We start from the raw sequence: 26,078 nt of genomic DNA on the forward strand, positions 1-26,078 counted from the left end.
GTGAAAATGTCACATTAAGAAATCTATACGCACTATTTGAAATCGCAGTATTTCTGTGCGACACTCCGCGCGCTCACACGCAGAGCGCCTAAATTACGCCCACAGCCCCAAAAGGAGAGACAAGCATGTCGGCAAATCCCGAGAAGCAATTCGGCCCGGCCGCGAACGACGCGGATTCCCAGGAAACGCGCGAGTGGATGGACGCCTTGTCCGCCGTGATCCAGAGCGAGGGCCCCGAGCGTGCGCACTTCCTGCTCGAGCAACTCCTCGAACATGCCCGCCAGAACACGGTCGACATGCCGTTCTCGGCCAACACGGGCTACGTCAACACCATCGAGCCGTCGCAGGAAGCCCGCAGCCCCGGCAACCTCGAGATCGAACAGCGCCTGCGTGCCTATATGCGCTGGAACGCGATGGCGATGGTGGTCAAGGCCAACCGCCACCACCCGCCCGAAGGCGGCGACCTCGGCGGCCACATCGGCTCCTTCGCTTCGCTGGCCAGCATGTTCGGCGCCGGCTTCAACCACTTCTGGCACGCCGAGAGCGAGAACCACGGCGGCGACCTGCTCTACATCCAGGGCCACGTCTCGCCCGGCATCTACGCGCGCGCCTACCTCGAAGGCCGCCTGACCGAGGAGCAGCTGCTCAACTTCCGCCAGGAAGTCGACGGCAAGGGCCTGTCGAGCTACCCGCATCCCAAGCTGATGCCCGAGTTCTGGCAGTTCCCCACGGTGTCGATGGGCCTGGGCCCGCTGATGGCGATCTACCAGGCGCGCTTCCTCAAGTACCTGCATGCCCGCGGCATCGCCAACACCGAGAACCGCAAGGTCTGGGTGTTCTGCGGCGACGGCGAGATGGACGAGGTCGAGTCGCTGGGCGCCATCGGCCTGGCGGCGCGCGAGAACCTCGACAACCTGATCTTCGTCATCAACTGCAACCTGCAGCGCCTCGACGGCCCGGTGCGCGGCAACGGCAAGATCATCCAGGAGCTCGAGGGCGAGTTCCGCGGCGCCAACTGGAACGTGGTCAAGCTGATCTGGGGCAAGGGCTGGGACGCGCTGCTCGAGAAGGACCATGACGGCGCGCTGCGCAAGATCATGATGGAGTGCAACGACGGCGACTACCAGTCGTTCAAGGCCAACGACGGTGCCTACGTGCGCAAGAACTTCTTCGGCCGCGACCCGCGCACCTTGAAGATGGTCGAGCACATGAGCGACGACGAGGTCTGGAACCTGCAGCGCGGCGGCCACGATTCGCAGAAGGTCTACGCGGCCTTCCACGCGGCCCAGAACCACCAGGGCCAGCCCACCGTGCTGCTCGTCAAGACCGTCAAGGGCTTCGGCATGGGCAAGATCGGCGAGGGCAAGAACACGGTCCACCAGACCAAGAAGCTCAACGACGACGACATCCGCGCCTTCCGCGACCGCTTCAACATCCCGATCCCCGACAGCCAGATCGCCGAGCTGCCGTTCTACAAGCCGGCCGACGACACGCCGGAAATGAAGTACCTGCACGAGCGCCGCAAGGCCCTGGGCGGCTACCTGCCGCATCGCCGCGTCAAGGCCGAGGAGAGCTTCACCGTGCCCGCGCTCGAGACCTTCAAGGCTGTGCTCGAGCCCACGGCCGAGGGCCGCGAGATCTCGACCACGCAGGCCTACGTGCGCTTTCTCACGCAGCTGCTGCGCGACCAGGCCCTGGGCCCGCGCGTGGTGCCGATCCTGGTCGACGAGGCGCGCACCTTCGGCATGGAAGGCCTGTTCCGCCAGGTCGGCATCTACAACCCGCACGGTCAGCAGTACACCCCGGTCGACAAGGACCAGGTCATGTACTACAAGGAAGACAAGGCCGGCCAGATCCTGCAAGAGGGCATCAACGAGGCCGGCGGCATGTCGAGCTGGATCGCGGCGGCCACGTCGTACAGCACGAACAACCGCATCATGGTGCCGTTCTACGTGTACTACTCGATGTTCGGCTTCCAGCGCATCGGCGACCTGGCCTGGGCGGCCGGCGACATGCAGGCGCGCGGCTTCCTGCTCGGCGGCACCTCGGGACGCACCACGCTGAACGGCGAAGGCCTGCAGCACGAGGACGGCCACAGCCACATCCTGGCCAACACCATCCCGAACTGCGTGAGCTACGACCCGACCTTCGCGCACGAAGTCGGCGTGATCCTGCACCATGGCCTCAAGCGCATGGTCGAGAAGCAGGACAACGTCTACTACTACCTCACGCTGCTCAACGAGAACTACCCGATGCCCGGCCTGCAGCCCGGCACCGAGGAACAGATCATCAAGGGCATGTACCTGTGCAAGCAGGCGCCGACGGTCAAGGCGGCCAAGGGCAAGGAAGCCCCCACCGTGCAACTGCTGGGCTCCGGCACCATCCTGCGCGAGAGCTTCGCGGCGCAGGAACTGCTCGAGAAGGACTGGGGCGTGAGCGCCGGCGTCTGGAGCTGCCCGAGCTTCAACGAGCTGACCCGCGACGGCCAGGACGCCGACCGCTGGAACCTGCTGCACCCGACCGAGGAAGCGCGCGTGCCCTTCGTGGCGCAGCAGCTCGGCGGCAGCACCGGCCCGGTGGTCGCCTCGACCGACTACATGAAGGCCTACGCCGAGCAGATCCGTCCCTTCGTCCCCAAGGGCCGCAACTACAAGGTGCTGGGCACCGACGGCTTCGGCCGCAGCGACTTCCGCAACAAGCTGCGCGAGCACTTCGAGGTCAACCGCCACTACATCGTGGTGGCCGCGCTCAAGGCCCTGGCCGAGGACGGCGTGCTGCCGGCCGCCAAGGTGGCCGAGGCGATCAAGAAGTACGGCATCAATGCCGACAAGGTGAACCCGCTCTACGCGTAATCACGATTCCCCACAACCAAGACGCGCCTTCCGGCGGGAGACAAACGATATGGCAGCAGTGGAAGTCAAGGTACCCGACATCGGCGATTTCGATGAAGTCGCTGTGATCGAGGTGCTGGTGAAAGTGGGCGACACGGTCAAGCCCGAGCAGTCGCTCATCACCGTGGAGTCGGACAAGGCCTCGATGGAGATTCCGTCGTCGTCCGCCGGCGTGGTCAAGGAACTCAAGGTCGAGGTCGGCAGCAAGGTGAAGGAAGGTTCGGTGGTGCTGGTGCTCGAGGCCGAGGGGGCCGGCCAGGCCGCCGCGCCAGCGCCCGCGGCCAGTGCTCCGGCACCCGCGGCCAGCGCGCCGGCACCCGCCGCCGCGGCACCCGCACCCGCTGCGGCGGCTGCACCGGCCGCCGCCGCCGGCCCGGTCGACGTGAAGGTGCCCGACATCGGCGACTTCAAGGACGTCGCGGTCATCGAGGTGCTGGTCAAGCCCGGCGACACCATCAAGGTCGAGCAGTCGCTGATCACGGTCGAATCCGACAAGGCCTCGATGGAGATCCCGTCGTCGGCCGCCGGCACGCTCAAGGAACTCAAGGTCAAGGTCGGCGACGTCGTCAACATCGGCGACCTGATCGCGGTGATCGAAGGCGCCGCCCCCGCTGCGGGCGCCGCGCCCGCACCGGCGCCGGCTCCCGCGGCTGCAGCGGCCGCTGCGCCCGCCACGGCTTCGGCCTCCGCGCCCGCACCGGCTCCGGCTGCTCCCGCGCCGGCCGCCGCCGCGCCGCACGATCCCACCAGGAGCCCGTCGGCCGGCCTGCCGCATGCCTCGCCCTCGGTGCGCAAGTTCGCGCGCGAGCTCGGCGTGCCGCTCGAGGAGGTCAAGGGTTCCGGTCCCAAGGGCCGCATCACGCAGGAAGACGTCCAGGGCTTCACCAAGGCCGTGATGAGCGGCCAGGCCACCACCAAGGCTTCGGCCGCGGCCAAGCCCGCGGCCGGTGGCGGTGCCGACGGCGCCGCGCTGGGCCTGCTGCCCTGGCCGAAGGTCGACTTCACGAAGTTCGGTACGGTCGAGCGCAAGGACCTGTCGCGCATCAAGAAGATAAGCGGCGCGAACCTGCACCGCAACTGGGTGATGATCCCGCACGTCACGAACAACGACGATGCCGACATCACCGAGCTCGAAGCCTTCCGCGTCGCCACCAACAAGGAGAACGAGAAGTCGGGCGTGAAGGTCACGATGCTGGCCTTCGTGATCAAGGCGGTGGTCTCGGCGCTCAAGAAGTTCCCCGAGTTCAACACCAGCCTCGACGGCGACACGCTGGTCTACAAGCAGTACTTCCACATCGGCTTCGCGGCCGACACGCCCAACGGCCTCGTGGTGCCGGTGCTGCGCGATGCCGACAAGAAGGGCATCCTGCAGATCAGCCAGGAGATGGGCGAGCTCGCCAAGAAGGCGCGCGACGGCAAGCTCGGCGCGGCCGACATGCAGGGAGGCTGCTTCTCGATCAGCTCGCTCGGCGGCATCGGCGGCACGCACTTCACGCCGATCATCAACGCGCCCGAAGTGGCCATCCTCGGCCTCTCGAAGAGCGCGATGAAGCCGGTGTGGGACGGCAAGCAGTTCGTGCCGCGCCTGACGCTGCCGCTGTCGCTGTCCTATGACCACCGCGTGATCGACGGTGCCTCGGCGGCGCGTTTCAACGCCTACCTGGGCCAGGTGCTCGCCGACTTCCGCCGCGTGCTGCTATGAGCGCCGAGGCTGCTTCGGCGGCCGCTGCGCCCCTGGCGAACCGGCGCGAGGCCCCATGACCACGGTCGTGGCCGTCCGCAAGAACGGCCAGGTCGCCATGGCGGCCGACGCGCTCGTGACCTTCGGGGACACGCGGCTCACGCACCGGCAGGAGGCGAACCAGAAGATCTTCTCGATCGAGGACGCCGCCGGCCACAGCCTGTTCGCGATGGCCGGCGCCGCGGCGCACTTCCTGGTGCTGCAGCATGCGCTGGCCGCGCAGCCGCGCGAGTCGCTGCTGTTCGGCAGCAAGCACGAGGTGTTCCGCACCTTCACGATGCTGCATCCGGTGCTCAAGAGCTCGTTCTTCATGGAGACCAAGGAAGACGACCACGAGCCCTACGAGTCGAGCCAGTTCACGATGCTGCTGGCCAACGCGAGCGGGATCTACGGCATCTACAGCTACCGCGAGGTGTTCGAGTTCAAGCAGTTCTGGAGCATCGGCTCGGGACGCAGCTTCGCGCTCGGCGCCATGCATGCGGTGTACGACCAGAAGTCGCGCTCGGCGCGCGACGTGGCGGAGGCGGGGATCGCCGCCGCCTGCGAATTCGATCGCAATTCGGCCGGACCGGTCGACTCTCTCACACTCAAACTGAAAGTGTCCAAATGAGCGAACAACAAATCAAGGTACCCGACATCGGCGACTTCGACGAAGTGGCGGTGATCGAGGTGCTGGTGAAGGTGGGCGACACGGTGAAGGCCGAGCAATCGCTGATCACGGTCGAATCGGACAAGGCCTCGATGGAGATTCCGTCGTCCGCGGCCGGCGTGGTGAAGTCGCTGGCGGTGAAGGTGGGCGACAAGGTCAAGGAAGGCTCGGTGGTGCTGACGCTGGAGGCGGATGCCGCCGCCGCGCCCGCGCCGGCTGCAGCGGCCCCGGCGTCCGCCGCCGCGGCGCCCGCGCCCAAGGCCGCGGCGCCCGCACCGGCCCCGGTCGCGGCACCCGCGGCCTCGAACTACGGCGGCAAGGTCGACGTCGAGTGCGACGTCATCGTGCTCGGCGCCGGCCCCGGCGGCTACTCGGCCGCCTTCCGCGCCGCCGACCTTGGCCTGAAGGTCGTGCTGATCGAGCGCTACGCCACCCTCGGCGGCGTCTGCCTCAACGTCGGCTGCATCCCCTCGAAGGCGCTGCTGCACGTGGCCTCGGTGATGGACGAGGTCAAGCACTTCGCCGACCTCGGCGTGAGCTTCGCCGCGCCCACGGTCGACCGCGCCAAGCTGCTGGGCCACAAGAACAAGGTGGTGGGCAAGCTCACGAGCGGCCTCACCGCCATGGCCAAGATGCGCAAGGTCACGGTGCTGCGCGGCGTGGGCAACTTCGTCGACCCGCATCACATCGAGGTCGAGGAGACCTCGGGCACGGGCTGGGACACCACCGGCAGCAAGCAGACCGTGAAGTTCCGCAGCGCCATCATCGCCGCCGGCTCGCAGGCCGTGAGCCTGCCCTTCATGCCGAAGGACCCGCGCGTGGTCGACTCCACCGGCGCGCTCGAGCTCGGCACCGATCCCAAGCGCATGCTGATCCTGGGCGGCGGCATCATCGGCCTCGAGATGGGCACGGTGTATTCCACGCTCGGCGCGCGCCTCGACGTGGTCGAGATGCTCGACGGCCTGATGCAGGGCGCCGACCGCGACCTGGTGAAGGTCTGGCAGAAGATGAACGCGCCGCGCTTCGACAACCTCATGCTCAAGACCAAGACGGTCGGCGCCGAGGCCACGAAGGAGGGCATCAAGGTCACCTTCGAGGGCGAGAACGCACCCAAGGAACCGCAGGTCTACGACCTGGTGCTGCAGGCCGTGGGCCGCAGCCCCAACGGCAAGAAGATCGGCGCCGAAAAGGCCGGCGTGGCCGTCGGCGAACGCGGCTTCATTCCGGTCGACATCCAGATGCGCACCAACGTGCCGCACATCTTCGCGATCGGCGACATCGTCGGCCAGCCGATGCTGGCCCACAAGGCGGTGCACGAGGCGCACGTGGCGGCCGAGGTGATCGCGGGCGAGCTCAAGGGCGACAAGGAACTGGCGAGCGCGGCCTTCAATGCCCGCGTGATCCCGAGCGTGGCCTACACCGACCCCGAGGTGGCGTGGGTGGGCCTGACCGAGGACCAGGCCAAGGCCGAAGGCATCAAGGTCAAGAAGGGCCACTTCCCGTGGACCGCCTCGGGACGCGCGATCGCCAACGGCCGCGACGAGGGCTTCACCAAGCTGCTGTTCGACGCCGAGACGCACCGCATCCTCGGCGGCGGCATCGTCGGCACCCATGCCGGCGACATGATCGGCGAGATCGCGCTGGCCATCGAGATGGGCGCCGACGAGATCGACATCGGCAAGACCATCCATCCGCATCCCACGCTGGGCGAGAGCATCGGCATGGCGGCGGAAGTGGCGCACGGCACCTGCACCGACCTGCCGCCGCAAAAGCGCTGAGGGATCGGGGGGGCGCCTCGCGGCCTTCGCCCAAAAACAAAAAATCCCGCGGCTGCGGGATTTTTTTCGTCCCGGCCCCAGTGCGAAGTGGGCCGAAGGAGGGGAATTCAGTCGCCGGTGCGGGCCGACGCCGCGGCGGCGCGGATCTCGTCGTTCGATCCGCCGCCGAGCACGCGGCGGGCGCCGTCGAAGCGGCGGCTCCAGTAGCTGCCGTTCATGTCTTCCACGCGCACCTGGGCGCCCGAGCGCGGCGAGTGGATGAACTTGCCTTCGCCGACGTAGATGCCGACATGGCTGAAGGCGCGGCGCATGGTGTTGAAGAACACGAGGTCGCCGGGCTTGAGCTCGCTGCGGTCGATCTTCTCGGTGGCGGCGGCCTGTTCTTCCGCGCGGCGCGGCAGCATGTGGCCGACCGTCTGGTTGTACATGGCGCGCACGAAGCCGCTGCAATCGAAGCCGGTGTCTTCCGAATTACCGCCGCGGCGGTACGGAACACCGAGGAAGCCGATGGCGGTCATCACGAGGTCGGAGGTGCGCTCGGTGACGGTCTGGCGGACTTGCCTCAGTTGCCCCACCAGGCCTTTTTCGGCCAGGAGTTGGCCGACTTCGTCGGTCCGGTCCGATGGTTGGGGAGCTGCGTGGGCAGCGACGGCAATCAGGAGGGACGCGGGTAGGACGAAAAAACGCATGGCGCGTAGGATATTGATGACGGCTGGCACTGTCAATTTGATCTGAATTAGAGATTGTGCCGCCAACCCGTTGATTTATTTGAAATTTTTGAATCATCGGACAACTAAAATGTAACGGTCGACCCGTGATGCCGGATAAACAGTTCGGCCTTCAAGACCCTTCGAAGTCGACAACTGTCTTCATGTGGGTTTGAAAAACCGCCAAGATCATTCGTTTTGCGGGGAAAACACATGAAATCGCTCTCCAGGCCCTCTCGCCGCGTCCTCGGCCGTGTTTTCGTCATGTCGGGTTTGATCTTTGGCGCGGCCGCCATGGCACAGGGTCGATCTGAGACCGTGGCTTCGGGGCTCGAAAGTCCCTGGGGCGTGGGCTTCCTGCCGGGCGACCGTTTCGTGGTCACAGAGAAGCCCGGGCGCATCCGCATCGTGGCCAAGGACGGCAAGCTGGGCGCGCCGCTGGCCGGCCTGCCGGCCATCGCGGCGGGCGGGCAGGGCGGCCTGCTCGACGTGCTCGTCGACGCGGACTTCCGCAGCAACCGCACGCTGTACTTCTGCTTCTCGGAGCCCGATGCCGGCGGCAGCGCCAACAGCACCGCGCTTGCGCGGGCGCGGCTGTCATCCGACGACACCCGGCTCGAGAACCTGCAGATCATCTTCAGCCAGAAGCCCAAGGTCGCGAGCCGCGCGCACTTCGGCTGCCGCATCGTCGACCGCGGCGACGGCACGCTCTATCTCACGCTGGGCGACCGCTTCAGCCGCAAGGAAGATGCGCAGCGGCTCGACAACCACCTCGGCAAGATCGTGCGCATCCGCAAGGACGGCAGCGTGCCCGACGACAACCCCTACGCCGGCCGGCCGGGCCCGCTGCCCGAGATCTGGAGCTACGGCCACCGCAACGGGCAGGGCGCCACGCTCGGGCCCGACGGCCGCCTGTGGATGACCGAGCACGGCCCGCAGGGCGGCGACGAGATCAACATCGCGCAGGCCGGCCGCAACTACGGCTGGCCCGTGATCACCTACGGCGAGAACTACGGCGGCGGCAAGATCGGCGACGGCATCACGGCCAAGGAAGGCATGGAGCAGCCGCTGCACTATTGGGTGCCCTCGATCGCGACCTCGGGCATGGCCTTCCTGACCAGCGACCGCTATGGCGCCTCATGGAAGGGCAACCTCTTCGTCGGCTCGCTGAAGTTCGGCTACCTCGACCGCATCGAGCTCAAGGACGGCAAAGTGGTGGCCGAGCACAAGCTGCTCGAGGACGGGCGCGCGCGCATCCGAGACGTGAAGCAGGGGCCCGACGGGCTGCTCTACGTGCTGACCGACGAGTCGAACGGCAAGCTGCTGCGGCTGCGGCCGAACTGAGCGTCAGCCGGGGCAGCCGGGCAGCGACAGCGTCGGCAGCATCCGCTGCCACAGGCGCCGCCATTCGGGCCAGTCGTGGCCGCCCTCGGTGGTGAAGACGCGTTCGGCCGGCAGCGCACCGGCCAGCAGCCGGTGACTGAAGGCGAAGCGGTCGTCGAGGCCGTAGCCCAGGTAGAGCGGCGGCCGCGCGCCCGCCGTCTGCGTGTAGCCCGCGTAGCCGCGCAGCCATTGCCAGAGCTGGGTTTCGTTCGGCGTGCGCGGGGTGGCGGCGCCGCTGTCGAGCGGCCCGTTCCACTTCGCGAGTCCGCCCGCGTTGGCGATGTCGGTGCTCAGCGTGCGTTCGCCCAGGTAGGGCGCGATCGCCACCACGCCGGCCAGTTCGCCCGGATGCGTCTGCGCGTAGAGCAGGCCGCCGAAGCCGCCGAGAGAGATGCCGACGATCCAGATCTGGCGGTAGCCCTGGCGCCGCGCGGGCGCGATCACATCGGCGCTCAGCCGTTCGAGCACGGTCCTGTCGTTGTAGTAGCCCAGGTGCGCGTCGACCAGCATCGTGTCGACCGCGAGCCGGTTCTCGCGCACCGCCTCGACGAAACCCTCGCGCTCGAACTCGTCGGGCGTCGAATAGGCGCCCGGCAGCATCACGAGCAGGGTGTAGGCCTGGCGCGTGCAGCGCTGGGTTTCGAGCACGGTCGCCAGCGGCACCGTGCTCTTGCGCACGCCGCCGCAGCCGGCCACCAGCAGCACGGCACCGATGCCGAGAGCCGCGAGGCAGAGCCGCTTCGTCAGGACTTTCATCCCGCCGAGTCTAGGCCTGGGCGCGGTGAGGCTTGGGCAGTTCGACCATCACCGGCTGCCCGGGCGTGGTACAGCCCGTGTCGCAGCACTTGCCGGGCTGGCGGTTGCGCGTGATCGCGCGCTGCGGATCGTGCGGCGCGGCCGCGGGCGAGCCGTCGGCGGCGATGCCGCGCTCGAGCAGCCGCTCGACCAGCTCCACCTTCGAGCCCACTGGGTAGTGGCGCCAGATCTCCTGCTTCATCGCGGCGGGCGAACCGCCGCCGTGCAGGCTGATCACGCTGTACCAGCCGCCCTGGTAGCCGGCCGTCAGGTCCTCGATGAAGCGGGCCGCCTCGATGCGCTGTTCGTAGGGCACGGCCGGATTGGCGCGCAGCACGTCCGACAGCCGCGCCGCGGTCTCGGGGTTGTGGTCCTCGTCGGGGCCGGGCAGGGTGACGATCAGGCCGCCGCTCACGGTGTGGGCGATGCGGTGCATGTCGTAGACCTTGGTCGCGAGCAGCAGCTTGCCGATGTTGCTGAACACCGGGTCGGGCATGAAGACCGGGCAGTGCTCGTCGGCCTTGCCGTAGACGCTGGCCGCCACGCCGCAGGCGAAGAAGCCCTCGGTGATGCTGATGAGCTCGACCATCTGCTCGCGCAGATGGCTCTCCTTGCCCGGGTCGAAGCCGTTGGCCTCGCACATCAGCGCGCCGGCGCCGATCAGCAGGTCGCCGAAGCCCGCGCGCGCGCCGATGCAGCTGTGGCGGTGGTGGGTGGCGTAGCTGTAGGTGAGGTGGCCCGAGTGTTCCCAACTGCCGTCGGAGCCGTCGTAGAACACGCGCTCCCACGGCACCAGCACGCGGTCGAAGATGCACACGCCGGTGCTCTGGCCGTACTTGCGGCTGAACAGGGCGTCGCCGTGCTCGAGCTTCTCGCCGGGCCGGCCGGCCGGTCGTGCCACGATCGTCAGGCCCGGCGCGTCGAGCGGCACCGCGCAGCAGACGGCGAAGTCCGCGTCCTCGCGGCCCATGTTGCGGCAGGGCATGACCAGCAGCTCGTGCACGTAGGGCGCGCCGGTCACGATGGCCTTGGTGCCCGAGATCACGATGCCGCGCGCGTTGCGTTCCACCACGTGCACGTAGCTGTCGACGTTGGCCTGCTCGTGCGGCCGGCGGCTGCGGTCGCCCTTGGCGTCGGTCATGGCCACGCCCAGGGTCAGGTCCTGGTCCTGCACGCGGTGCAGGTACTCGAGGAAGCGCGCCGTGTGCTCGCCGCCGCCGCGCGCGTCGTCGATGCGCGCCGACACCTGGGCGATCGCGTTGAGCGCGTCGTGCGTGAGGTAGCGCTGCGCGCAGCCGGTTTCCTGACACACCAGCCGCACCGCCTCGAGCTTGTTGAGTAGGTCGCCGGCGCTGGTGTTGAGGTGCGAGAGCCGGTTCACGCGCTTGCCGCTGGTGTGCTGCACCGCGGTCATCAGCGGTTCGTACTGCGCCTTCAGCGCATGGTCGTAGGTCAGCGCGATGGCGTTGATGCCGGGGCGGAACGCGGGCTCGTCGGCCACGCTCTCGACGCGCCGGCCATCGACGTAGACGACGGGCTTGTAGCGGCGCAGCGATTCGCGGTAGTCGGCGCCGGACATCAGCGCGGCCGAGGGGAGCGGGGCGTTCATCGTGGGTGTCTCCGGTGGTTGTCGTGCGGGCCGGATCGGGCCGGCTCCGCTAAATTTAAACACTGTTCAAAAAATTGATCAACCGTTAAGAAAAATGAGCAACACTTAAAAGAAGGGCTACAGTCCAGCCCATGCAGGCCAAGCTCCAACGACGACAGACCCTGAGCGATGCGCGCCGCGCGCTGGTGCTCGACGCGGCGCGGGCCGTGTTCTCCGAGGCCGGCATCGAGGGCGCGAGCATTCGCGAGATCGCGCGTCGCGCCGGCTACACGCCCGGTGCCATCTATTCGTACTTCGAGAGCAAGGAGGCGATCTACGCCGCGCTGCTCGACGAATCGCTGCTGCGCCTGCGCACCGCGGTGGGGGAGGCCGAGGCCTTCGCGGAGCGGCCCGCGCTGACATTGGCGTCCAAGGCGCGGGCCTGGTTCGGCTTCTACGCGGCCCATCCGCGCGAGCTCGACCTCGGCTTCTACCTGGTGCACGGCATGCGGCCGCGCGGCCTGACCAGCGAGCTCGACCATGCGCTCAACGACCGGCTGAAGGAGGCGCTCGACCCCTGCGAGGAAGCGCTGCGCGCCATGGGGCTCGATGCCGCCGAGGCGCTGCGCGAGAACACCGCCCTGTTCGCGCACGGCGTGGGCCTGCTGCTGATGCGGCACACCGGGCGCATCCGCATGTTCGGGCAGTCGGCCGATGCGCTGTTCGAGGCCTACATCGGGCAGCTCGTGGCCCGCGTGCGGCCGGCGGTGGCCTGAGCCGGCGTTTTCGGTGTTAGTTTCCAGGGTCCAGGACGCACGGCGTCCCCGCAACCCTCAGAAGAAAGAACCTCGCCCATGCTGCTCGACGCATCCCAATCCCAACTCGTGCTGGTCGACTATCAGGCGCGACTGATGCCGGCGATCTTCGAGTCGGAGGCGGTCGCGCAGAACGCGGTCCGCCTCGGCAAGATGGCCCGGCTGTTCGATGTGCCCGTCTTCGGCACCGAGCACAACCCGTCCAAGCTCGGCGAGAACCTGCCCGATATCCGCGCGCTGTGCCGCCGCACGCTCCCGAAGATGCACTTCAGCGGCGTCGAGGAGGGGCTGGGCGAATGGCTGCGCGTGCCGGCGAAGGCGCCGCAGGGCAATGCGCGCAGCCTGCCCAAGCACCTGCAGAAGCCGGCCGCGGCCGCCGAGGAGCGCAACACCATCGTCATCGCAGGCTGCGAAGCCCATGTCTGCCTGCTGCAGACCGCGCTCGACCTGCTGGAGGACGAGTTCGAGGTCTGGGTCGTCACCGATGCCTGCGGTTCGCGCACCGAGCGCAACCGCGACGCCGCCTTCGACCGCCTGGCCGGCGCGGGCGCCGAGCTGGTGACGACGGAGATGGTCGGCTTCGAATGGCTGCGCACGGCCGAGCACCCGGCCTTTCCGGAGCTGCTCGCGCTGGTGCGCTGAGCGCGCCGGGCGTCAGTCCTGCCGCACCTCGCTCGCGAGCAGCGGCATACCGAGTTCGCGCAGGGCCTGCTGGATCTGCGCCACCGGTGCCTGGCGCACCGTCATTCCTGTCTCCACCGCGATCGCGGCGGCCACGCCCGCGGCCTGGCCGGTCGCCATGCAGGCCGGCATGTTGCGCGAGCGCGCATGGGCCTCGTGGTTGGCCGAGATGCAGCGGCCCGCGACCAGCAGCTGCTCGATCCGCTTCGGCAGCAGGCAGCGGTAGGGGATCTCGTAGGGCGGCATGCTCTGGAAATCGACGTCGCCGCCCTTGGGGTCGTGGATGTCGAGCGCCGAAGTGTCGGCGGCGATGCTGTCCTCGAAACGGGTCTCGCCGCGCGAGTCCGGGCCGGTCAGCGTGTATTCGCCCTCGATGTGGCGAGTTTCGCGCACGCCCAGGATCGGCGAGACCTGCCCGAGCCGCGCCTGCTCGAAGCCCGGCACGCGCTCGCGCAGGAAACGGCACACGCCCTCGATCTGGCGATAGCACTCGAGGATCGCGCCCGTGAACTGCGCCGGCGAGAACACGTCGACGCCGAGCACGCGCGTGGCATTCACGTACATCTGGCCGTCGGCCGTCTTCAGCGTGATGTTGTCGCGCTGCAGCTTCACGCCGGTTTCGTCCTGGAAGCGCCGCAGCATGCCGTTGAAGCCGGTCAGCCACAGGCCGTAGGCCAGCCCTTCACGGTCGCGCGGGATGGCGCGCGCGGGCACGTCCTCGCAGTCGCGGGCCCAGTCGGCCAGGCGCTCGAGGTCGACGTTCTTCATGATGAAGTACATCGACACCGGCTGCATGCGGGCCTCGGCTTCGCCCGAACCCATCACGAACGGGGCGCCGGCCTTGGCCGCCATGTCGGCATCGGCCGAGCAATCGATCAGCACCTGGGCCGCGATGAACTGGCGCCCGGCCTTGCTCTCGATGAACACGCCCTTGACCGTGCCGTCCTCCACCCGCGGCGCGGAGACGAAGGTCTCGAACAGGATCTGCACGCCGGCCTCCACGCACAGGCGCGTGAGCAGCATCTTCATGACCTCGGGATCGGTCGGCGAGGCGATGCGCACGCCGCCGGTCTTGGTGGTGGCCATATAGTCCTCGCCGGCGCCGCCGGCCGAGCGCGCGAGGTTCCAGATCTCGAGCGGGATGCCGCCGATCAGCGAGCCCGAGGGCTTGGTGTTCAGGCCCAGCGTGAGGATGCCGCCGAGCGAGCCGAAACGCTCGATCAGCACGACCTTGCGGCCGCGCCGCGCGGCGGCGATGGCCGCGACCGGGCCCGTGGTGCCGCCGCCGACGATGACGATGTCGGCCTCCATCAGCACGGGAGTCTGGCGGGCGGGTTCTTGGATGGTGCTCTGTGTCACTGCGTTGCTTTCCTGGGGTGGGTGGGAATTGGAGGGGAGGGCGGTCAATCGAGCTTGGCGCCCGATTCCTTGATGGCCTTGGACCACTTCGCGATCTCGCTGCGGTTCCAGGCCGCGAACTGCTCGGGCGTGTTGCCGACCACGATCGCGCCGGTGGCCGCCAGCTGCTTCTGCAGCTCGGGCAGGCGCAGCACCGCGACCATGTCGTTGTAGATCTTGTCGGCCACCGGCTTGGGCGTGCCGGCCGGCACCAGGGCGCCGATCCAGGACACGGCCTCGAAGCCCGGCAGGCCGGATTCGGCGGCGGTCGGCACCTCGGGCAGCGCGTCGACCCGCTTCAGGCTGGTCACCGCCAGCGGCTTGAGCCGGTTCGACTTCACATGCGGCATGACGGCGACGATGTTGTCGAACATCAGCCCGATCTGCCCGCTGAACATGTCGTTGTAGGCCGCGGGCGTGCCCTTGTAGGCCACGTGCAGCAGGTCGGTGCGGGTTTCCGCCTTGAACATCTCGCCGGCCAGGTGGTTCGAGGTGCCCACGCCGCCCGAGCCGAAGTTGAGCTTGCCGGGATTGGCGCGCGCGTACTCGACCAGCTCCTTGACGTTGTTGGCCGGCACCGAGGGGTTGGCCACCAGCACCAGCGGCGTGATGGTGACCAGCGTCAGCGGCTGGAAGTCCTTGAGGTAGTCGTAGTTGAGCTTGGTGTAGAGGGTGGTGCTGATCGCGTTGGCCACGGTGCCGAAGAAGATCGTGTAGCCGTCGGCCGGCGCGCGCGCGGCGAGTTCGCTGCCGAGGTTGCCGCCCGCGCCGGGCTTGTTGTCGATGACCACCGGCTGGCCCCATTTCTCCGACAGCTTCTGCCCCACGGCGCGCGCCACCACGTCGGTGGCGCTGGCGGCCGGGAAGCCGAACAGGATGCGGACCGGCTTGGTCGGCCACGGGGTGTCGGCGAAGGCCGGGCTGCCGGCCAGGCCGGCGAGGGCGGCGGCCACGGTGGCCGCGAGCAGGCTTTTCTTGCGCATGGTTTGTCTCCTGGGCTTTGGATCCATGGGGCGGTCTTGCTTGCGCCCCTGTTCATTCAGAGCTTCAATGCTATGGTGCTATATAGCACTTGTCAATTTCGGAGGCGGGTAGCATCGCGTCCCATCACCTCATGAACGAACTCGACAGCCCAGCTTCCGACGATCCCCTGGGTGCCTACACGCACCCGGGCGCCTCGGGCCTGGCCAAGTACGCGCAGCTGCGCGAAACCCTGGTGACCGCCATCCGCAGCGGCTACTGGCGTCCTGGCAGCCAGCTGCCGGCCGAACGCGAACTGGCGCGACGCACCCGCTACAGCCTCGGCACGGTGCAGCGCGCGCTGCGCGAGCTGGCCGACGACGGCATCGTGGTGCGTACCCATGGCAGCGGCACCTATGTGGCCGAGGGGCGCGGTGCCATCGATGCGCCGCTGCACCTGCGCTTCCTCGGCGACGAGGGCGGCGCGGCCAGCTTCCTGCCGCTCTACCCCAAGGTGCTGTCCCGCGCACGGGTGCCCGAGCGCGGTCCCTGGTCCGACTGGCTGCGGCTCGGCGGCGAGGACATGGTGCGCATCTCGCGGCGCATCAGCGTCAACCACGAGTTCAACGTGTTCAACCGGCTCTACTTCAGCGCGGCGGCGTTTCCCGGCATCGCCTCGGCGCCGCTGCCCAGCCTCGACGGCGCCAACCTCAAGCAACTGCTCGGCACCGAGGGCCACATGCCGGTGACGGAAATGCGCCAGCGCGTGTCGTTCGTGGTCTTCGGCGACGAGGCGAGCGGCGTGCTCGAGGTGCCGCCCGGCACGCGCGGCATGCTGCTCGAGAGCGCGGCCATGGCGGGGCGCCAGCCGCTGTACTTCTTCGAGTCGTTCATTCCGCCGAACGAGCGCCGGCTCGACGTTTCCTGAGCGCGCGGCAGGCCTGCGTCAGTTCCGCGCAAGCGCGCCTGCCGATGATCTTCGAGGACGGGCCGAGGCGCGCGCCCGCAGAAATACAAGCACGAGAGACAGGAGACAGCATGCCGAACTACGAAGAATTCCACCGCCGGTCGATCGACGCGCCCGAGGCCTTCTGGGCCGAGCAGGCCCGGCTCATCGACTGGCAGAGCCCGCCGCAACGGATCCTCGACGCGAGCCAGCCGCCGTTCGCGCGCTGGTTCGTCGGCGGCACCACCAACCTGTGCCACAACGCCGTCGACCGCCACCTGGCCGAGCGCGGCGACCAGCCGGCGCTGATCTTCGTCTCGACCGAGACCGGCACCGAGAAGAGCTACAGCTTTCGCGAGCTGCATGCCGAGGTGCAGCGCAGCGCCGCCAGCCTGGTCGAACTGGGCGTGGGCCGCGGCGACCGCGTGCTGATCTACATGCCGATGATTCCCGAGGCCGCGTTCGCGATGCTGGCCTGCGCGCGCATCGGCGCCATCCACTGCGTGGTGTTCGGCGGTTTCGCGAGCGGCTCGCTGGCCACGCGCATCGAGGACGCCGAGCCCAAGGTGGTGGTGAGCGCCGACGCCGGTTCGCGCGGCGGCAAGGTGATCGCGTACAAGCCGCTGCTCGACGAGGCGATCCGCCTGTCGAGCCACAAGCCCGATGCGGTGCTGCTGACCGACCGCGGCCTGGCCCCCATGGCGCTGGTGGCGGGGCGCGACCACCTGGCGAGCGAGCTGCGGCAAAAGTATCTCGACGCGCAGGTGCCCTGCACCTGGCTCGAGTCGACCGAGATCAGCTACACCATCTACACCAGCGGCACCACCGGCAAGCCCAAGGGCGTGCAGCGCGACGTGGGCGGCTACGCGGTGGCCCTGGCCGCGAGCATGAAGCACATCTTCGACGGGAGGCCCGGCGAGACCTACTTCTCCACCAGCGACATCGGCTGGGTCGTGGGCCACAGCTACATCGTCTACGGCCCGCTGATCGCCGGCATGGCGACGGTGATGTACGAGGGCCTGCCCACGCAGGGTCTCGACGGCCAGCCCGACGGCGGCATCTGGTGGCGTCTCGTCGAGAAGTACAAGGTGACGGTGATGTTCAGCGCGCCGACCGCGGTGCGCGTGCTCAAGAAACAGGATCCCGCACTGCTCAAGAAGTACGACCTCTCGACCTTGCGCGCGCTGTTCCTGGCCGGCGAGCCGCTCGACGAGCCCACCGGCCGCTGGATCGCCGAGGGCCTGGGCGTGCCGATCATCGACAACTACTGGCAGACCGAATCGGGCTGGCCGATCATCACCATCGCCAACGGCGTGGAGAAGAAACCCAGCAAGTTCGGCAGCCCCGGCGTGCCGATGTACGGCTACAAGGTGAAGATCCTGCACGAGTCGACCGGCGAGGAACTGACCGCGCCGAACGAGAAGGGCGTGGTCGTGGTCGAGGGGCCGACGCCGCCGGGCTTCATGCAGACCGTGTGGAGGGACGACGCGCGCTTCGTCAACACCTACTGGAAGAGCGTGCCCGGCAAGATGGTCTATTCGACCTTCGACTGGGGCATCCGCGACGAGGACGGCTATTTCTACATCCTCGGGCGCACCGACGACGTGATCAACGTGGCCGGCCACCGGCTCGGCACGCGCGAGATCGAGGAAAGCATCTCGGGCCACGCGGGCGTGGCCGAGGTCGCGGTGGTGGGCGTGGCCGACGCGCTCAAGGGCCAGGTCGCGATGGCCTTCGTGGTGCCCAAGGACGGGCGGGCCGCGAGCGACGAGGCGCTGGCGCTGAAGCTCGAGGGCGAGATCATGAAGACCGTGGCCGACCAGCTCGGCGCGCTGGCCCGGCCGGCGCGGGTGCGTTTCGTGGGCGGGCTGCCCAAGACCCGCAGCGGCAAATTGCTGCGCCGCGCCATCCAGGCGGTCTGCGAGGGCCGCGATCCGGGCGACCTGACGACCATCGACGACCCCGCCACGCTGCAGCAGATCAAACTGTTACTTAAGCCAGCCTGAGTTCCCCGCCTGGGGGGTTGTGCATCCGCTTTCAACCGTCATATGGTTGGCGTGGCACAATCGCCCGGTACTCAGGCCCTTCCCCAGCCACAGTCGCATCCGCCAATCGGTTCAGCCGTGTCGCGGAAGGTTTCTTAAACCAGCTCGTGCTTCCCACAGGGAAGCGAAGGTCAGCGCAATATGAGCGATTCATCGACTCCATCGGTGTATGCCGCCTACCAAGGCAACACCTACCTCTTCGGCGGCAACGCGCCCTATGTCGAGGAGATGTACGAAAACTACCTCGCCAACCCCGGCAGCGTGCCCGACAACTGGCGCACCTACTTCGACGCGCTGCAGCACGTCCCCGCCGCCGACGGCACCAACACCCGCGACGTTCCGCACCAGCCGGTCATCAACGCTTTTGCCGAATTGGCGAAGCAGGGCACGACCAAGGTCGTGCAGGCCAGCGGCGCCGACTCCGAACTCGGCCGCAAGCGCACCGCCGTCCAGCAGCTGATCGCCGCCTACCGCAACGTCGGCGCCCGCTGGGCCGACCTCGATCCGCTCAAGCGCGCCGAGCGTCCCGCCATTCCCGAGCTCGAGCCCTCGTTCTACGGCTTCACCGACGCCGACCTCGAGACGGTGTTCAACACCAGCAACACCTTCTTCGGCAAGGACACCATGTCCTTGCGCGACCTGCTCAACGCACTGCGCGAAACGTACTGCGGCACCATGGGTGCCGAGTACATGTACACCACCGACCAGAACCACAAGCGCTGGTGGCAGCAGCGGCTCGAGAGCGCCCGCACCAATCCCAAGCTCAGCGCCGAGCAGAAGAAGCACGTGCTCAACCGCCTGACCGCGGCCGAGGGCCTCGAGCGCTTCCTGCACACCAAGTACGTCGGCCAGAAGCGCTTCTCGCTCGAAGGCGGCGAGAGCTTCATCGTCTCGATGGACGAGCTGATCAACCAGGCCGGCGCCAAGGGCGTGCAGGAAATCGTGATCGGCATGGCCCACCGCGGCCGCCTCAACGTGCTGGTCAACTCGCTCGGCAAGATGCCGGCCGACCTGTTCGCCGAGTTCGACCACACCGCGCCCGAAGACCTGCCCAGCGGCGACGTCAAGTACCACCAGGGCTTCAGCTCGGACGTGACCACTCCCGGCGGCCCGGTCCACCTGAGCCTCGCGTTCAACCCCTCGCACCTCGAGATCGTGAATCCCGTGGTCGAAGGCTCGGTGCGCGCGCGCATGGACCGCCGCGCCGACCCGCAAGGCAAGCAGGTGCTGCCCGTGCTGGTGCACGGCGACGCGGCCTTCGCGGGCCAGGGCGTCGTGATGGAAACGCTGGCGCTGGCCGAGACCCGTGGCTACTTCACGGGCGGCACGGTGCACATCGTCATCAACAACCAGATCGGCTTCACCACCAGCGACCCGCGCGACAGCCGCTCGACGCTGTACTGCTCGGACATCGTCAAGATGATCGAGGCGCCGGTGCTGCACGTGAACGGCGACGATCCCGAAGCCGTGGTGCTGGCCACCCAGATCGCGCTGGACTTCCGCATGGAATTCCAGAAGGACGTGGTCGTGGACATCATCTGCTTCCGCAAGCTGGGCCACAACGAGCAGGACACCCCCTCGCTGACCCAGCCGCTGATGTACAAGAAGATCGCCCAGCATCCCGGCACGCGCAAGCTGTACGCCGACAAGCTGGCCGCTCAGGGCCTGGGCGACACGCTCGGCGACGACATGGTCAAGGCGCAGCGCGCCGCCTTCGACGAAGGCAAGAACACCGTCGACCCGGTGCTGACCAACTTCAAGAGCAAGTACGCCGTCGACTGGAGCCCGTACCTCAACAAGAAGTGGACCGACGCCGGCGACACCGCGATCCCCACCTCCGAGTGGAAGCGCCTGGCCGAGAAGATCACCACCGTGCCGCAAGGCTTCACGGTGCACCCGCTCGTCAAGAAGGTGCTCGACGACCGCGCCGCCATGGGCCGCGGCGACGTCAACGTCGACTGGGGCATGGGCGAGCACATGGCCTTCGCCTCGCTGGTGGCCAGCGGCTACCCGGTGCGCCTGTCGGGCGAGGACTCGGGCCGCGGCACGTTCACGCACCGCCACGCCGTGCTGCACGACCAGAACCGCGAGAAGTTCGACGAAGGCACCTACACGCCGCTGTCGAACGTGGCCGACAACCAGGCCCCGTTCGTCGTGATCGACTCGATCCTGTCGGAAGAGGCGGTGCTCGCGTTCGAATACGGCTACGCCTCGAACGATCCGAACACGCTGGTGATCTGGGAAGCCCAGTTCGGCGACTTCGTGAACGGCGCGCAGGTCGTGATCGACCAGTTCATCGCCTCGGGCGAAGTCAAGTGGGGCCGCGTCAACGGCCTCACGATGATGCTGCCGCACGGCTACGAAGGCCAGGGCCCCGAGCACAGCTCGGCGCGCCTCGAGCGCTTCATGCAGCTGAGCGCCGACACCAACATGCAGGTGGTGCAGCCGACCACGGCCAGCCAGATCTTCCACGTGCTGCGTCGCCAGATGGTGCGCAACCTGCGCAAGCCGCTGATCATCCTCACGCCCAAGTCGCTGCTGCGCAACAAGGACGCGACCTCGCCGCTGGCCGAGTTCACCAAGGGCAGCTTCCAGACCATCATTCCGGAAAGCAAGCCACTCAAGGCCGAGAAGGTCAAGCGCCTGATCGCCTGCTCGGGCAAGGTCTACTACGACCTGGCCAAGAAGCGCGAGGAGAAGGGCGACGAGGACGTGGCGATCATCCGCGTCGAGCAGCTCTATCCGTTCCCGCACAAGGCCTTCGCGGCCGAGATCAAGAAGTACCCGAACCTCGTCGACGTGGTGTGGTGCCAGGACGAACCGCAGAACCAGGGCGCCTGGTTCTTCGTGCAGCACTACATCCACGAGAACATGCAGGAAGGCCAGAAGCTCGGCTACGCCGGCCGCGCGGCCTCGGCCTCGCCGGCCGTCGGCTACTCGCACCTGCACCAGGAACAGCAGAAGGCACTGGTCGATGCCGCCTTCGCCAAGCTCAAGGGCTTCGTGCTGACCAAGTAATAGAACGATCTTTTTTCAACACGAACGACCCGCTCGGGCGCACGCGGCTTGGCCGCGGCGCCCGATCCCCCACGAGGGGCGGGCCGGGCGAAATCCGGCCCCAGGGGCACACACAAATCAAAGCGGAGCAAACTCCAAATGTCTATCGTCGAAGTCAAAGTCCCTCAGCTGTCCGAATCGGTGGCCGAAGCCACCATGCTCACCTGGAAGAAGAAGGCCGGCGAAGCCGTCGCCGTCGATGAAATCCTGATCGAGATCGAAACCGACAAGGTCGTGCTCGAAGTGCCGGCGCCCGCCGCCGGCGTGCTGGCCGAGATCGTGCAAGGCGACGGCGCCACCGTCGTGGCCGACCAGCTGATCGCGAAGATCGACACCGAAGGCAAGGCCAGCGCCGCGGCCCCGGCCGCCGCGCCCGCCGCCGCCGCCCCGGCACCCGCCGCCGCTGCCGCCGCCACCGGCGGTGCCAAGTCCGATGTCGCCATGCCCGCGGCCGCCAAGCTGCTGGCCGACAACAACCTCAAGACCAGCGACGTCGCCGGCACCGGCAAGGACGGCCGCGTGACCAAGGGCGACGTGCTCGGCGCCGTGGCCTCGGGTGCCACCGCCAAGGCCGCGCCCGCCGCGATCCCCGCGCCGGCCGCCAAGCCCGCGCTGCCGCAGGTCGCCGCGCCCACCAGCGCGCCGGACCTGGGCGAGCGCCCCGAGCAGCGCGTGCCGATGAGCCGCCTGCGCGCGCGCATCGCCGAGCGCCTGTTGCAGTCGCAGTCGACCAACGCCATCCTCACGACCTTCAACGAGGTCAACATGGCGCCCGTCATGGACCTGCGCAAGCGCTTCCAGGACACCTTCACCAAGGAACACGGCGTCAAGCTCGGCTTCATGAGCTTCTTCGTCAAGGCCGCGGTGCATGCACTCAAGAAGTACCCGGTGCTCAACGCCTCGGTCGACGGCAACGACATCCTGTACCACGGCTACTTCGACATCGGCATCGCCGTCGGTTCGCCGCGCGGCCTGGTGGTGCCGATCCTGCGCAATGCCGACCAGATGAGCTTCGCCGACATCGAGAAGAAGATCGCCGAGTACGGCAAGAAGGCCCAGGAAGGCAAGCTCGGCATCGAGGAGATGACCGGCGGCACCTTCTCGATCTCGAACGGCGGCACCTTCGGCTCGATGCTCTCGACCCCGATCATCAACCCGCCCCAGTCCGCGATCCTCGGCGTGCACGCCACCAAGGACCGCGCCGTGGTCGAGAACGGCCAGATCGTCATCCGCCCGATGAACTACCTGGCGATGAGCTACGACCACCGCATCATCGACGGCCGCGAAGCCGTGCTGGGCCTGGTCGCCATGAAGGAAGCGCTGGAAGACCCGTCGCGCCTGCTGTTCGACATCTGAGGAGGAATAACCAGATGGCCAACAAACAATTCGACGTCATCGTCATCGGCGGCGGCCCCGGCGGCTACATCGCGGCCATCCGCGCGGCGCAGCTCGGCTTCAACGTCGCCTGCATCGACGAGTGGAAGAACGGCAAGGGCGGCCCGGCACCGGGCGGCACCTGCACCAACGTCGGCTGCATTCCCTCGAAGGCACTGCTGCAGTCGTCGGAGCACTACGAGCAGGCGAACCACCACTTCGCCGACCACGGCATCAAGGTCGAGGGCCTGGGCATCGACCTCGCCAAGATGCTGGCCCGCAAGGACCAGGTCGTGAAGCAGAACAACGACGGCATCCTGTACCTGTTCAAGAAGAACAAGATCAGCTTCTTCCACGGCCGTGGTTCGTTCGAGAAGTCCGGCGACGCCGGCTACGACATCAAGGTGGCCGGCGCCGCCGAGGAAACCATCACCGGCAAGCACATCATCGTCGCCACCGGCTCCAACGCCCGTGCGCTGCCCGGCGCGGCCTTCGACGAGGAGAACATCCTCTCGAACGACGGCGCCCTGCGCATCGGCGCGGTGCCGAAGAAGCTGGGCCTGATCGGCTCGGGCGTCATCGGCCTCGAGATGGGCTCGGTGTGGCGCCGCCTCGGCGCGGAAGTCACGGTGCTCGAGGCGCTGCCGACCTTCCTCGGCGCGGTCGACGAGCAGATCGCCAAGGAAGCCAAGAAGGCCTTCGACAAGCAGGGCCTGAAGATCGAGCTCGGCGTGAAGGTCGGCGAGATCAAGTCGGGCAAGAACGGCGTGAGCGTGGCCTGGACCAACGCCAAGGGCGAGGCCCAGACGCTCGAGGTCGACAAGCTGATCGTCTCGATCGGCCGCGTGCCCAACACCATCGGCCTGAACGCCGAGGCGGTGGGCCTGAAGCTCGACGAGCGCGGCGCCATCGCCGTGGACGACGACTGCAAGACCAGCCTGCCGAACGTGTGGGCGATCGGCGACGTGGTGCGCGGCCCGATGCTCGCGCACAAGGCGGAAGAAGAGGGCGTTGCCGTGGCCGAGCGCATTGCCGGCCAGCACGGACACGTCAACTTCAACACCGTGCCGTGGGTGATCTACACCAGCCCCGAGATCGCGTGGGTCGGCCAGACCGAGCAGCAGCTCAAGGCCTCGGGCCGCGCCTACAAGGCCGGCACCTTCCCGTTCCTGGCCAACGGCCGCGCGCGCGCGCTCGGCGACACGACCGGCATGGTCAAGTTCCTGGCCGACGCGGCCACGGACGAGATCCTGGGCGTGCACATCGTCGGCCCGCAGGCCAGCGAATTGATCTCCGAAGCCGTGGTGGCGATGGAGTTCAAGGCCAGCGCCGAGGACATCGCGCGCATCTGCCACGCGCACCCCTCGCTGTCGGAAGCCACCAAGGAAGCCGCGCTCGCGGTCGACAAGCGCACGCTGAACTTCTGATCCAGCGGCGAGCACGCCGCGGGCGGCCCTTCGCGGGCCGCCCGCGGCCATTGAACCCTTGAGCACCCCTCCCTTGAGCGTCAAACAGGCTTACGAAGCGGAACTCGCGGCGCGCGGGTTCAAGAGCGATCCCGCGCAGATGCGGGCCGTCGAGGCGCTCGACCGCTGCGCCACGGAATGGGCGGCCTACAAGTCGCAGCGTTCCAACGCGCTGAAGAAGCTCATCAACCGGCCCGAACTGCCGCGCGGCGTCTACATGTACGGTGGGGTGGGGCGCGGGAAGAGCTTCCTGATGGACCTCTTCTTCAATGCCGTGCCGCTGCGGCGCAAGACGCGCCTGCACTTCCACGAATTCATGCGCGAGGTGCACCGCGAGCTGCGCGAGCTGCAGGGCACCGTCAACCCGCTCGACGAGCTGGGCCTGCGCATCTCGAAGCGCTACAAGCTGATCTGCTTCGACGAGTTCCACGTCGCCGACATCACCGACGCGATGATCCTGCATCGCCTGCTGGTGGCGCTGTTCGAGAACGGCGTGGGCTTCGTCACCACTTCCAATTTCAAGCCCGACGACCTCTATCCCGGCGGGCTGCACCGCGACCGCATCCTGCCCGCCATCGAGCTGCTGAACCAGAAGCTCGAGGTGCTCAGCGTGGACAACGGCACCGACTACCGGCGCCGCACCATGGAGCAGCTGCGCATGTATCTCACGCCGAACGACGGCGAGACCGAGAAGGAGATGCGCAAGGCCTTCGAGAAGCTGGCCGAGACCGCCGACGAGAACCCGGTGCTGCACATCGAGTCGCGCGAGATCCGCGCACGGCGCAAGGCCGGCGGCGTTGTCTGGTTCGACTTCAAGACGCTGTGCGGCGGGCCACGCTCGCAGAACGACTATCTCGAGATCGCGAGCCAGTTCCACACCGTGCTGCTGTCCGACGTGCCGCACATGCCGGTGCGCATGGCCTCGGAGGCGCGCCGCTTCACCTGGCTGGTCGACGTGCTGTACGACCGCCGCGTCAAGCTCATCATGTCGGCCGAGGTGCCAGCCGAGGCGTTGTACACCGAGGGGCCGCTGGCGCACGAGTTTCCGCGCACGGTCTCGCGGCTCAACGAGATGCAGTCGGCCGAATTCCTCGCGCTGGAACGCCGCATCGTCGACACTCGCCTCACATGAAGAAAACCCTCGTCCTTGCCCTGTGGATGCTGCTGGCCGGCCTGCCCGCCTGGGCCCAGTCCAACGCCGCCGCCGGCGCCGCCGACCTCGAGGCCGAGCGCAGCCGCCTGGCCTCCGAGCGCGCCGCCATAGAGGCGCGCTACCAGGGCGAACGCAAGGCCTGCTACGCCAAGTTCGCGGTCGAGGACTGCCTGCGCGACAGCCGCGCGCGCCGTCGTACCGAGACCGACCACATCAAGCGCCAGGAATCCTCGATCAACGACATCGAGCGCCAGCGCCGCGGCGCCGCCGAGCTGCGCAAGCTCGACGAGAAGAAGGCCACCGAGCGCCCGCAGGACTCCGCGCAGCAGCGCGAGCAGGCGATGCAGAACCAGCGCGAGCGCGAACAGCGTGCGGCCGACCATGCGCAGGGCCGTGCCGCGACGGCCGCCGAGGCGCCCGAGCGCCAGCGCCAGTTCGACCAGAAGCAGAGCAACCAGGCGGCCGAGCAGGCCAAGGCCGCGCAGCGCCGGGCCGAGGCGCCCGAGCAGGTCCAGCGCTACGAGGAAAAGCAGCGCAAGGCCGAGGAGCACCGCGCCAGCCGCGAGCGGCAGAACGCCAGCCGAACCAAGCCGCGTGGCGCGCCGCTGCCGCCGGCCGAACCGGCCGCGCCGAAGCCCTGAGCGCCGCGCG

The 26,078-nt window shown here is 68.0% G+C and carries 19 protein-coding genes; 14 read left to right on the forward strand and 5 right to left on the reverse strand.

All coding sequences use genetic code 11. The features are described from left to right. Nucleotides 1–125: 125 nt before the first annotated feature. The 4 genes from aceE to lpdA (AC1HIL_RS16655) are packed head-to-tail and all read left to right on the forward strand — an operon-like array spanning nucleotide 126 to nucleotide 7,059. A complete protein-coding gene (aceE, locus tag AC1HIL_RS16640; RefSeq protein ID WP_057593669.1) occupies nucleotides 126–2,852 on the forward strand; it encodes a pyruvate dehydrogenase (acetyl-transferring), homodimeric type in 2,727 nt (908 codons plus the stop codon). A 49-nt stretch (nucleotides 2,853–2,901) separates the two neighbouring features. Next, a complete protein-coding gene (gene aceF / locus AC1HIL_RS16645) occupies nucleotides 2,902–4,593 on the forward strand; it encodes a dihydrolipoyllysine-residue acetyltransferase (RefSeq protein ID WP_057593670.1) in 1,692 nt (563 codons plus the stop codon). 55 nt (nucleotides 4,594–4,648) lie between these two features. After that, a complete protein-coding gene (locus AC1HIL_RS16650) occupies nucleotides 4,649–5,242 on the forward strand; it encodes an Ntn hydrolase family protein (RefSeq protein WP_057593671.1) in 594 nt (197 codons plus the stop codon). Next, nucleotides 5,239–7,059 carry a dihydrolipoyl dehydrogenase gene (gene lpdA, locus AC1HIL_RS16655; protein ID WP_479672222.1) on the forward strand — a complete coding sequence of 607 codons (1,821 nt, stop codon included), beginning with the start codon at nucleotides 5,239–5,241 and terminating at the stop codon, nucleotides 7,057–7,059. Before AC1HIL_RS16650 ends, lpdA (AC1HIL_RS16655) begins: the two co-directional genes overlap by 4 nt. 107 nt (nucleotides 7,060–7,166) lie before the next feature. Here lpdA (AC1HIL_RS16655) and AC1HIL_RS16660 read toward each other — a convergent pair whose 3' ends face one another. After that, nucleotides 7,167–7,748: a C40 family peptidase gene (locus tag AC1HIL_RS16660; protein ID WP_057597282.1), complete on the reverse strand. Its 582-nt coding sequence runs from the start codon at nucleotides 7,746–7,748 to the stop codon at nucleotides 7,167–7,169. Nucleotides 7,749–8,030: 282 nt separating this feature from the next. On the opposite strand from AC1HIL_RS16660, the gene AC1HIL_RS16665 reads away from it, so the two are divergent. Further along, nucleotides 8,031–9,110 (forward strand): PQQ-dependent sugar dehydrogenase, encoded by a 1,080-nt coding sequence (locus AC1HIL_RS16665; RefSeq protein WP_057597281.1) that lies wholly within the window; start codon nucleotides 8,031–8,033, stop codon nucleotides 9,108–9,110. A 3-nt stretch (nucleotides 9,111–9,113) separates the two neighbouring features. Here AC1HIL_RS16665 and AC1HIL_RS16670 read toward each other — a convergent pair whose 3' ends face one another. Together AC1HIL_RS16670 and AC1HIL_RS16675 are read right to left on the reverse strand one after the other, a co-directional pair. Then, a complete protein-coding gene (locus tag AC1HIL_RS16670) occupies nucleotides 9,114–9,905 on the reverse strand; it encodes an alpha/beta fold hydrolase (RefSeq protein WP_479672223.1) in 792 nt (263 codons plus the stop codon). Between the two features lie 10 nt (nucleotides 9,906–9,915). Then, nucleotides 9,916–11,553: a 4-hydroxyphenylacetate 3-hydroxylase family protein gene (locus tag AC1HIL_RS16675; RefSeq protein ID WP_479672224.1), complete on the reverse strand. Its 1,638-nt coding sequence runs from the start codon at nucleotides 11,551–11,553 to the stop codon at nucleotides 9,916–9,918. A 131-nt stretch (nucleotides 11,554–11,684) separates the two neighbouring features. On the opposite strand from AC1HIL_RS16675, the gene AC1HIL_RS16680 reads away from it, so the two are divergent. Beyond that, nucleotides 11,685–12,308: a TetR/AcrR family transcriptional regulator gene (locus AC1HIL_RS16680; protein ID WP_261210927.1), complete on the forward strand. Its 624-nt coding sequence runs from the start codon at nucleotides 11,685–11,687 to the stop codon at nucleotides 12,306–12,308. Between the two features lie 78 nt (nucleotides 12,309–12,386). Continuing rightward, entirely contained in the window at nucleotides 12,387–12,989 is a 603-nt protein-coding gene (locus tag AC1HIL_RS16685; RefSeq protein ID WP_093342637.1) for an isochorismatase family protein, read from the forward strand. Nucleotides 12,990–13,001: 12 nt separating this feature from the next. Here AC1HIL_RS16685 and AC1HIL_RS16690 read toward each other — a convergent pair whose 3' ends face one another. Next, nucleotides 13,002–14,387: an FAD-dependent oxidoreductase gene (locus tag AC1HIL_RS16690; RefSeq protein ID WP_216087358.1), complete on the reverse strand. Its 1,386-nt coding sequence runs from the start codon at nucleotides 14,385–14,387 to the stop codon at nucleotides 13,002–13,004. 44 nt (nucleotides 14,388–14,431) lie between these two features. Next, nucleotides 14,432–15,409: a Bug family tripartite tricarboxylate transporter substrate binding protein gene (locus AC1HIL_RS16695; protein ID WP_479672225.1), complete on the reverse strand. Its 978-nt coding sequence runs from the start codon at nucleotides 15,407–15,409 to the stop codon at nucleotides 14,432–14,434. Between the two features lie 131 nt (nucleotides 15,410–15,540). On the opposite strand from AC1HIL_RS16695, the gene AC1HIL_RS16700 reads away from it, so the two are divergent. The 7 genes from AC1HIL_RS16700 (at nucleotide 15,541) to AC1HIL_RS16730 (ending at nucleotide 26,068) form a co-directional block, all read left to right on the forward strand. Then, nucleotides 15,541–16,314 carry a GntR family transcriptional regulator gene (locus tag AC1HIL_RS16700; protein WP_479672226.1) on the forward strand — a complete coding sequence of 258 codons (774 nt, stop codon included), beginning with the start codon at nucleotides 15,541–15,543 and terminating at the stop codon, nucleotides 16,312–16,314. Nucleotides 16,315–16,358: 44 nt separating this feature from the next. Then, nucleotides 16,359–18,338, forward strand: a complete 1,980-nt coding sequence (locus AC1HIL_RS16705) for a propionate--CoA ligase (protein ID WP_479672227.1) — start codon at nucleotides 16,359–16,361, stop codon at nucleotides 18,336–18,338. A gap of 180 nt (nucleotides 18,339–18,518) precedes the next feature. Then, nucleotides 18,519–21,395 carry a 2-oxoglutarate dehydrogenase E1 component gene (locus AC1HIL_RS16710; RefSeq protein WP_057597272.1) on the forward strand — a complete coding sequence of 959 codons (2,877 nt, stop codon included), beginning with the start codon at nucleotides 18,519–18,521 and terminating at the stop codon, nucleotides 21,393–21,395. A gap of 138 nt (nucleotides 21,396–21,533) precedes the next feature. Further along, nucleotides 21,534–22,790 carry a 2-oxoglutarate dehydrogenase complex dihydrolipoyllysine-residue succinyltransferase gene (gene odhB, locus AC1HIL_RS16715; protein WP_479672228.1) on the forward strand — a complete coding sequence of 419 codons (1,257 nt, stop codon included), beginning with the start codon at nucleotides 21,534–21,536 and terminating at the stop codon, nucleotides 22,788–22,790. A 14-nt stretch (nucleotides 22,791–22,804) separates the two neighbouring features. Beyond that, nucleotides 22,805–24,235, forward strand: coding sequence for a dihydrolipoyl dehydrogenase (gene lpdA, locus AC1HIL_RS16720; RefSeq protein ID WP_057597456.1), 1,431 nt, complete (start codon nucleotides 22,805–22,807; stop codon nucleotides 24,233–24,235). A gap of 73 nt (nucleotides 24,236–24,308) precedes the next feature. Beyond that, complete coding sequence (gene zapE / locus AC1HIL_RS16725; protein ID WP_057597455.1) at nucleotides 24,309–25,406, forward strand: cell division protein ZapE; 1,098 nt, start codon at nucleotides 24,309–24,311, stop codon at nucleotides 25,404–25,406. Then, complete coding sequence (locus AC1HIL_RS16730) at nucleotides 25,403–26,068, forward strand: hypothetical protein (RefSeq protein ID WP_479672229.1); 666 nt, start codon at nucleotides 25,403–25,405, stop codon at nucleotides 26,066–26,068. The genes zapE and AC1HIL_RS16730 overlap by 4 nt, the downstream gene beginning before the upstream one ends. Nucleotides 26,069–26,078: the final 10 nt, after the last annotated feature.

The organism is Variovorax sp. ISS6 (assembly GCF_056523145.1).

Coding starts and splice junctions, on each gene's coding strand:
- aceE (WP_057593669.1), top strand. CDS start 126: ATGTCGGCAAATCCCGAGAAGCAATTCGGCCCGGCCGCGAACGACGCG.
- aceF (WP_057593670.1), top strand. CDS start 2,902: ATGGCAGCAGTGGAAGTCAAGGTACCCGACATCGGCGATTTCGATGAA.
- AC1HIL_RS16650 (WP_057593671.1), top strand. CDS start 4,649: ATGACCACGGTCGTGGCCGTCCGCAAGAACGGCCAGGTCGCCATGGCG.
- lpdA (WP_479672222.1), top strand. CDS start 5,239: ATGAGCGAACAACAAATCAAGGTACCCGACATCGGCGACTTCGACGAA.
- AC1HIL_RS16660 (WP_057597282.1), bottom strand. CDS start 7,748: ATGCGTTTTTTCGTCCTACCCGCGTCCCTCCTGATTGCCGTCGCTGCC.
- AC1HIL_RS16665 (WP_057597281.1), top strand. CDS start 8,031: ATGTCGGGTTTGATCTTTGGCGCGGCCGCCATGGCACAGGGTCGATCT.
- AC1HIL_RS16670 (WP_479672223.1), bottom strand. CDS start 9,905: ATGAAAGTCCTGACGAAGCGGCTCTGCCTCGCGGCTCTCGGCATCGGT.
- AC1HIL_RS16675 (WP_479672224.1), bottom strand. CDS start 11,553: ATGAACGCCCCGCTCCCCTCGGCCGCGCTGATGTCCGGCGCCGACTAC.
- AC1HIL_RS16680 (WP_261210927.1), top strand. CDS start 11,685: ATGCAGGCCAAGCTCCAACGACGACAGACCCTGAGCGATGCGCGCCGC.
- AC1HIL_RS16685 (WP_093342637.1), top strand. CDS start 12,387: ATGCTGCTCGACGCATCCCAATCCCAACTCGTGCTGGTCGACTATCAG.
- AC1HIL_RS16695 (WP_479672225.1), bottom strand. CDS start 15,409: ATGCGCAAGAAAAGCCTGCTCGCGGCCACCGTGGCCGCCGCCCTCGCC.
- AC1HIL_RS16700 (WP_479672226.1), top strand. CDS start 15,541: ATGAACGAACTCGACAGCCCAGCTTCCGACGATCCCCTGGGTGCCTAC.
- AC1HIL_RS16705 (WP_479672227.1), top strand. CDS start 16,359: ATGATCTTCGAGGACGGGCCGAGGCGCGCGCCCGCAGAAATACAAGCA.
- AC1HIL_RS16710 (WP_057597272.1), top strand. CDS start 18,519: ATGAGCGATTCATCGACTCCATCGGTGTATGCCGCCTACCAAGGCAAC.
- odhB (WP_479672228.1), top strand. CDS start 21,534: ATGTCTATCGTCGAAGTCAAAGTCCCTCAGCTGTCCGAATCGGTGGCC.
- lpdA (WP_057597456.1), top strand. CDS start 22,805: ATGGCCAACAAACAATTCGACGTCATCGTCATCGGCGGCGGCCCCGGC.
- AC1HIL_RS16730 (WP_479672229.1), top strand. CDS start 25,403: ATGAAGAAAACCCTCGTCCTTGCCCTGTGGATGCTGCTGGCCGGCCTG.